This window comes from Sphingomonas larreae (assembly GCF_051400595.1).
Lineage (GTDB): Bacteria > Pseudomonadota > Alphaproteobacteria > Sphingomonadales > Sphingomonadaceae > Sphingomonas.
Genome location: NZ_JBLFFI010000002.1, coordinates 467,235 through 474,616, shown reverse-complemented (window position 1 = coordinate 474,616; position 7,382 = coordinate 467,235). Strand labels below are relative to the sequence as shown.

Sequence of the window (7,382 nt, the reverse complement as noted above, 5' to 3'; positions counted from 1 at the left end):
GTGGCGCGAGTGACGGGGCTCGAACCCGCGACCTCCGGCGTGACAGGCCGGCGCTCTAACCAACTGAGCTACACCCGCAATGGTCGCGTCAGCCCGGAACGGCCCGCTGCGACGATCGACGGTCATGCTTGGATCTGCGGCCTCCCCAAAGGGTGGCGCGAGTGACGGGGCTCGAACCCGCGACCTCCGGCGTGACAGGCCGGCGCTCTAACCAACTGAGCTACACCCGCTTGCAGAAGCGTGAGGCGCGCCAACTAGGCGGCACGCCGGGGGCTGTCAACGGCTATTCGGCGTCTTTGTCGCCGCGCCGCGCGAGCACGCCGGGACGCCCCTCGCGGGTGCGGGTCAGCGTGCCGTGCTCGAACAAGAAACCGGCGATATCGGGGCGACCCGCAGCGGACAGGATGGTCTGCACGATGATCAGGATCGGCACCGCCAACAGCGCGCCCACTGTGCCCCACACCCAGCCCCAGAAGGAGATGGAGATCAGGATCATCACCGGGTTGATGGTGAGCCGGTGCCCAACGATCAGCGGCGTCACCACGTTCGCCTCGATCAGATGCGCGCCATACATGATCGCTGGCGCCGAGAGCGCAGTCCAGACGTCGCTGAAGGTCATCAGCCCGCCCACCGCGAGCAGCAGCGCCGCCACCACCGGCCCAAAATAGGGGATGTAGTTGAGCAGCGCGACGATCCCGCCCCACATCAGCGGGAACGGCATGCCGAGCAGGTGCAGCGCGCCGGCGATGATCGCGCCAAGCGCGACGTTGATCACGGTGATCGTCCCTAGATACGAGGACACGTCGTCGACCATCTCCTGCAGCACGCGCGCGGTCGCCATCGCGCCGCCGAAGCTCGCGCGCTCGGTGATCATCCGCTCGCGCGTGCGGGTCCAGCCCGACAGGAAGAAGAAGGCGACCAGGATCGCGTAAAACACCTGGATGATCACCGCGGGCGCCGAGGTGGCGGCGAGCTCGACGATCGAGCTGGGCGGCGCCACCGCCGCGGTGGGCGACGGGCGCACCGGCGTGCTGGCGATCTGCCGCAGCGTGCGATTGGCGTATTTCTCGAGACTGGAATAAAGATCGAGCAGCGGCGCGAGATTGTCCTGGATGCGCCCGATCCGCGACGGCAGCAGTCGGAAGAATTCTGTCGCAGGTACGACAATGGCGGCAAGCGCCACATTGGCGATCACCAGGAACAGCAGCACGCAGATCAACGCCGCCAACGCTGACGGCAACCGCCGCCGCTCGAGCCACTCGAGCAGCGGAATCAGCGCCAGTGCCACCACCAGCGCCACCGCGGTGGGCATGAAAAACTCCGCACCGGCCTTGAGCGCGAACGGCAGGCCGAGCATCAGCCCGAGACCGGCAGTGAGCGTCAGCGCGGCGAGCAGACGGTCGCGCCGTTGCACGGTTTGCGGATCACCCTCGCCGGATAGCGCCGCGAGGTCGGGGGAGAGCGGCGCCGGCACCGGCGGGGACGTAAGATCAGCCATATGCAGATACCTGTGTCGCGAGAGTCGGCCGGGGGCGCACGCCGACGGCGCTCATGCGGCGGCGGCCTGCCACGGCCCCTCATCGAGATAGAGGTAGTCGGGGTCGAACTCGCCCACGCGCGCCAGGCCCGCCTCGTCGAGAATCGTCACCGTGCCGCGCGCCACCTCGACCAATCTGTCCTCCCGCAGCCGGCGCAACGTGCGGTTGACGTGAACGCTCGTCAGCCCGCACGCCTCGCCGAGATCCTGCTGGATCAGCGCGAGCTCGAACGCGCCCTCGGCGCCACGCCCCGTCGCCCGCAGTCGATGGTAGAGCTCGAGCAGGAAGTGCGCGATCCGGCCGGCGGCGTCGAGCCGACCGATCCGAAAGATCCACTCGCGGTGAAGCGCTGCGTCGAGCAACGTTGAGCGCCACAAGAGCCGAGCGAGGCGAGGATGCTCCACGACGATCGAGTCGATCGCAGCGTGCGGAATGATCGCGACCCGTGCCTCGGTCAGCGTGCCGACGTCATGATCGAGCCGCTGGAGCGGGTAGCCGTGGAGATCCACAAAGTCGCCCGGCACCTGCAGCGCGACGAGCTGGCGGAATCCATCGCGCGCGTCCATGTAGCGGCACATCGCGCCATCGAGCAGCAACGTGCTGTAGCGCAGCCGATCGCCCCGCCGCGTGACCAGGGTGCGCGCCGGCAGGACCTCGATCCGGTCCACCGCCTTCTCGAGCATGTCCTCTTCCGCCGCGCTCATCGCGTCGCGACCGCGTCCGCGCAGGAAGTCCCGTGTCACCCGCATCATCGTCCCCCGCTCCCTCCCATATAGCCCTACGCCGCGAAACGTTCCGCGAACAAGCCCTTGAGCGCGCTCCCGCCGGCGTGCCGGACCTTCGCGGGCAATGCGGGTTCGCATCGGCCATGCAAGCGATCGTTCTGATTGAACATCGGGTCCGCCGCGGACCAGAGGATAGTTGCTTTCCGGCCCCGCAGCGACGATACAAGCTCACGACGTTCGAACACCCGGTATGCTGAGTGACGACCATCCACCGACCCAATGCGGCGCTCCGTCGTCAACGGCAGCCCGCCGGCCTGTACCGCTCAACGCCAGGAGATCCGACCCGATGACCGATCCCGCCCCGATCCGTGCCGAGCGCCACGGCGACGTGCTCGTCATCGTCTCCGACAACCCGCCAGTGAACGCGCTCGGCGCCGCGGTCCGCGTCGGGCTTGAGGCTGCGATCAAGCAAGCCGACGCCGATGCGTCGATCGCGGCGGTGGTGATCCGCTGTGACGGTCGCACCTTCTTCGCGGGCGCGGATATCACCGAATTCGGCAAGCCGCCGGTCGAGCCCATGCTTCCGACGCTCGTCGACATGATCGAGGCGTGCAGCAAGCCCGTGATCGCCGCCATCCATGGCACCGCGCTCGGCGGCGGCTGCGAGGTGGCGCTCGGCTGTCATTATCGGGTCGCGGTGCCCTCCGCCAAGATCGGGACCCCCGAGGTAAAGCTCGGCCTGCTGCCCGGGGCCGGCGGGACTCAGCGCCTGCCACGCCTCGTGGGCGTTGCACTCGCGCTCGAGATGACCGCCAAGGGCGAACCGATCCCGGCCAAGCGCGCGCTGGAAGCGGGGCTGATCGACCGGATCGTCACCGACGATCGCCTTGCCGCCGATGCGATCGCCTTCGCTCACGAGATCAAAGCCAAGCGCCCGATCCCGCGCGCCGCCGAGCGGACCGCCGCGCCCGACCCGGACGCGGTCGCCGCCTTCGCCGCGGCGAATGCGCGTCGCTTCCGCGGCTTCGAGGCACCCGCCGCGAACATCGACTGCGTCGTCAAGGCGACCGAGCTGCCCTTCGCGGAAGGTCTCGCCTATGAGCGGCAGGCGTTCGCCCGTCTGCTGATGGGCACGCAGTCGGCGGCGCAGCGGCACATCTTCTTCGCCGAGCGCCAGGCCGCGAGGATCGACGACGTTCCGGCCGATACGCCGCTTCGCCCGATCCAGCGCGTCGGCGTGATCGGTGCAGGGACGATGGGCGGCGGGATCGCGATGAACTTTCTGTCTGCCGGCATTCCGGTGACGATCGTGGAGATGACGCAGGAGGCGCTGGATCGCGGCGTCGGCGTGATCCGTGGCAATTATGACGCAACCGCGGCCAAGGGCCGGCTGCGCGCCGAGCAGGTGGAGGCGGCGATGGCGGCGCTCACCCCGACGCTGTCGTTCGAGTCTCTGGCCGACTGCGACCTCGTGATCGAGGCGGTCTACGAAGATTTAGACGTGAAGAAGGAGATCTTCGCGCGACTCGACCAAGTGGCCAAGCGAGGGGCCATCCTCGCGTCGAACACGTCCTATCTCGACATCGACGCGATCGCCGCCTGCACGGCGCGCCCGCAGGATGTGCTCGGGCTGCACTTCTTCTCCCCTGCCAACGTGATGAAGCTGCTCGAGGTGGTGCGCGGCGCGCAAACGGCTCCCGATGTCCTCGCGACCGCGATGGCCCTCGCCAAGACGATCCGGAAGGTCGCGGTGGTCGCCGGTGTCACCTACGGCTTCATCGGGAATCGCATGCTGATGCCGCGCCAGGTTGAAGCCAACAAGCTGCTGCTCGAGGGCGCGACGCCCGAGCAGATCGACCGCGTCCACACCGACTTCGGCATGCCGATGGGGCCGTTCCAGATGGCCGACCTCGCCGGCGTCGACATCGGCTGGCATCGCAACCCGAACCGGATCGAGAACGTCCGCGACGCGCTCGCGGCCGAGGGCCGCTGGGGACAGAAGCGCCAGGCGGGCTTCTACGATTATGACGAGAGGCGCCGCCCGACGCCGAGCCCGCGCGTCGCCGAGATCATCCACGCGTGGCGCGAGAAGACCGGTACGCCGCAGCACGAGGTGACCGATCAGGAGATCGTCGAGCGCACACTCTATCCGATCGTCAACGAGGGCACGCTGATCCTCGAGGAGGGTAAGGCGCAGCGCGCGTCCGACGTGGATGTGGTCTGGGTCTATGGCTATGGCTGGCCGGTCTACCGCGGCGGCCCGATGTTCTGGGCGCGGACCGAGGGGTACGACAAGGTCGTCGCCGGACTCGAGAAACACGGCTTCACGGTGGCGCGGAGCCTGCGCGAGGGCACGATCAAGTGACCGGGCGGGCCTGTGAGCGGTCGCGGACCTCGCGACGGTGTCGGCCAGCATCGGTATGAGCGCCGTTCGCACCCACCGGCGTCATCCTGAACTCCTTTCAGGATCCACCGTCCCGCAAGCGCCGCCATGCCTGGGTACGCGGCACCGTGCTGTACGCGCGAGATCGTGTCCCCCGGACACGATCTTGGCTCACCGGGAGCGAGCCAAAGCGCGTACACGAAGCAAGGTCGGGATGACGGCGGTGGGTGGAGAGAACGGTGGCTATGCCACCGCCGCTGATGCCGCCCACATCTTCTCTCACGCGAGGACCAAGCGATGACCGACCTCGACTCCTTTCGCGGCGAGACTCGCGCGTGGCTCGCCGAGCATTGCCCGCCCGAGATGCGCGAGCCGGTGCGCAGCGACACCGACATCTGCTGGGGCGGCCGACGCTACGATCCCGCGGCCAATCCGCCGCAGGCACGCTGGCTGAACGCGATGGCCGAACGCGGCTGGACCGTGCCGGACTGGCCCACGGCCTATGGCGGCGCTGGCCTCTCTGCCGCCGAGACGAAGGTGCTGCGCGAGGAGATGGCCGCGATCCGCGCACGCAACCCGCTCAATTCGTTCGGCATCTCGATGCTTGGACCGGCACTGCTGAGATACGGCACGGAGGCGCAGAAGCTGGAGCATCTGCCCACGATCGCGCGCGGCGAGATCCGCTGGTGCCAGGGCTATTCCGAGCCCAATGCCGGCTCCGATCTGGCCGGGCTCGCCGCCAGTGCCGAGGACGCAGGCGACCATTATGTCGTCAACGGCCAAAAGGTCTGGACCAGCTATGCCGACAAGGCGGACTGGATCTTCTGCCTGGTGCGCACCAGCCGCGAGTCGAAACAGGGGGGGATCAGCTTCCTGCTGTTCGACATGGCCTCGCCGGGCGTCTCGACGCGGCCGATTCTGCTGATCAGCGGCTATTCGCCTTTTTGCGAGACCTTCTTCGACGACGTGAGGGTGCCCAAGGCGAACCGGGTCCATGACGAGAACAAGGGCTGGGACGTCGCCAAATATCTGCTCGGCCACGAGCGCGAAATGATCAGCGGGATGGGGCTGGCGAGCGGCGGGCGCAACCCGCTGATCGAGGGCGCGGTGGCGACGATCGGACGCGACCCCGACGGTCGCCTCGCTGACCCGCTGTTACGCGCGCAGATCGCGCTGTTCGAGGTGCGCGCGCGCGCGTTCGCGGCGATGTCCGAGCGCTTCATCGACGAGTTGAAGGCCGGCCAGGCGCATCCCGCGCAGCCCAGCATGATGAAATATGTCGGGACCGAGCTCAACAAGACGCGCCACGAGCTGATGATGGCGGCCGGTGGCACGGATGCGCTCGAGTGGGAGAGCGAGCGCTCGCGCGGCGGTGCCGCCGCCCGCGCCTGGTTGCGCACCAAGGCCAATTCGATCGAGGGCGGCACGAGCGAGATCCAGCTCAACATTATCGCCAAGCGCATCCTCGACTTGCCGGCAAGCTGAGTGTCGCCCGTGTCCTTCGGGAGAGATGGCAGCGACCATCGGGAGGAACGAGGCTGGCGCGAGCGCCCTCCCCCCACCCCTCGCACGCCTGCCTAGCGAACAGGTGGAAAGGAGACGACCATGGCACTCTATCTCAACGACGAGCAGACGATGCTGCGCGACACCGCGCGCGATTTCATCACCGAGCACGCCCCGGTGAGCCACTTGCGCGGGCTGCGCGACTCGAACGATCCGGCGGGGTTCGCGCGCGGTCTGTGGAAGCGCTTCGCGCAGCTGGGGTTCACCGGCGTCCTGATCGACGAAGCCGACGGCGGGCTCGGGCTGGGGCACGTCGAGGCGGGCGTGGTGATGGAGGAGATCGGGCGCAACCTGACGCCCTCCCCGTTTCTTTCCACCGCGATCGGCGCGGTGGCCGCGCTGCGCGGGTCCGATCAGGCGGCGCGATGGTATCCCGGCATCCTGTCCGGCGAGACGGTCGCCGCACTCGCGCTCGACGAGGCGCCCAAACACCGCGAGCGCGTCGCGCTGCGGGCCGAGCGCGCCGGCAACGGCTTTCGGCTGAGCGGTGCCAAGCAGTTCGTCGCGCATGGGCATGTCGCCGACGTGCTGATCGTCGCCGCGCGTACCGCGGGCGCAGAAGACGACGTGGGAGGGGTAACGCTGTTCGCGGTGCCGCGCGACGCCGCCGGCGTCGCCAGCGCACCGGAGCGGCTCGCCGACTCCAGCATCGCCGCGGGCGTGACCTTGGATGGCGTCAGCGCCGATGCCGATGCGGTGCTGGGCGAGGTGGACGCGGGCCGCGCGGTGCTCGACCGCGTGTTGCGCGCGGCGCGTGTCGGGGCCGCGGCCGAGCTGGTCGGTGTCGGCGCCGGCGTGACCGACCTGACGATCGCTTACCTCAAGCAACGCAAGCAGTTCGGCGTACCGATCGGCAGCTTCCAGGCGCTCCAGCATCGCGCCGCGCACCTGTACAGCGAGCTGGAAGTGGCGCGCGCGGCAGTCCTTAAGGCGCAGCAGCTGCTTGACGCGGCCGACGACGGGGCGGACGAGGCGGTCTCGGTCGCCAAGGCGATGACCGGACTGGCGACCACGCTGGCGGTGCAGGAAAGCATACAGATGCACGGCGGGATCGGCATGACCGACGAATATGACGTCGGCTTCTACATCAAACGGGCGCGCGTGCTGGCGGAAATGTTCGGCGACACCAACTACCATGCGGATCGCCTCGCCCGCCTCGCCGGCTATTGAGCG

At 68.5% G+C, this 7,382-nt stretch carries 5 protein-coding genes and 2 tRNA genes; 3 read left to right on the top strand and 4 right to left on the bottom strand.

The genetic code is table 11. The features are described 5' to 3' along the window. Nucleotide 1 precedes the first annotated feature (1 nt). The 4 genes from ACMGDM_RS10425 to ACMGDM_RS10410 all read right to left on the bottom strand — a co-directional run bounded on the left by ACMGDM_RS10425 (nt 2) and on the right by ACMGDM_RS10410 (nt 2,290). Nucleotides 2–78: transfer RNA gene (locus tag ACMGDM_RS10425), tRNA-Asp, on the bottom strand. A 75-nt stretch (nt 79–153) separates the two neighbouring features. Beyond that, nucleotides 154–230, bottom strand: a tRNA-Asp gene (locus tag ACMGDM_RS10420). Nucleotides 231–283: 53 nt separating this feature from the next. Continuing rightward, nucleotides 284–1,498 carry an AI-2E family transporter gene (locus tag ACMGDM_RS10415; RefSeq protein ID WP_436804058.1) on the bottom strand — a complete coding sequence of 405 codons (1,215 nt, stop codon included), beginning with the start codon at nt 1,496–1,498 and terminating at the stop codon, nt 284–286. 51 nt (nt 1,499–1,549) lie between these two features. After that, entirely contained in the window at nt 1,550–2,290 is a 741-nt protein-coding gene (locus ACMGDM_RS10410) for a Crp/Fnr family transcriptional regulator (RefSeq protein ID WP_436804057.1), read from the bottom strand. Nucleotides 2,291–2,609: 319 nt separating this feature from the next. On the opposite strand from ACMGDM_RS10410, the gene ACMGDM_RS10405 reads away from it, so the two are divergent. From ACMGDM_RS10405 to ACMGDM_RS10395, 3 genes are all read left to right on the top strand, one after another. Further along, entirely contained in the window at nt 2,610–4,628 is a 2,019-nt protein-coding gene (locus tag ACMGDM_RS10405) for a 3-hydroxyacyl-CoA dehydrogenase NAD-binding domain-containing protein (protein ID WP_436804056.1), read from the top strand. 315 nt (nt 4,629–4,943) lie between these two features. Next, nucleotides 4,944–6,131: an acyl-CoA dehydrogenase family protein gene (locus ACMGDM_RS10400; RefSeq protein ID WP_436804055.1), complete on the top strand. Its 1,188-nt coding sequence runs from the start codon at nt 4,944–4,946 to the stop codon at nt 6,129–6,131. Nucleotides 6,132–6,251: 120 nt separating this feature from the next. Then, nucleotides 6,252–7,379, top strand: a complete 1,128-nt coding sequence (locus ACMGDM_RS10395) for an acyl-CoA dehydrogenase family protein (RefSeq protein WP_436804054.1) — start codon at nt 6,252–6,254, stop codon at nt 7,377–7,379. Nucleotides 7,380–7,382 lie beyond the last annotated feature (3 nt).

Excerpts from the sequence above, each read along its gene's own strand:
- ACMGDM_RS10400 (WP_436804055.1), top strand. The coding sequence starts at position 4,944 with ATGACCGACCTCGACTCCTTTCGCGGCGAGACTCGCGCGTGGCTCGCC.
- ACMGDM_RS10395 (WP_436804054.1), top strand. The coding sequence starts at position 6,252 with ATGGCACTCTATCTCAACGACGAGCAGACGATGCTGCGCGACACCGCG.
- ACMGDM_RS10415 (WP_436804058.1), bottom strand. The coding sequence starts at position 1,498 with ATGGCTGATCTTACGTCCCCGCCGGTGCCGGCGCCGCTCTCCCCCGAC.
- ACMGDM_RS10405 (WP_436804056.1), top strand. The coding sequence starts at position 2,610 with ATGACCGATCCCGCCCCGATCCGTGCCGAGCGCCACGGCGACGTGCTC.
- ACMGDM_RS10410 (WP_436804057.1), bottom strand. The coding sequence starts at position 2,290 with ATGATGCGGGTGACACGGGACTTCCTGCGCGGACGCGGTCGCGACGCG.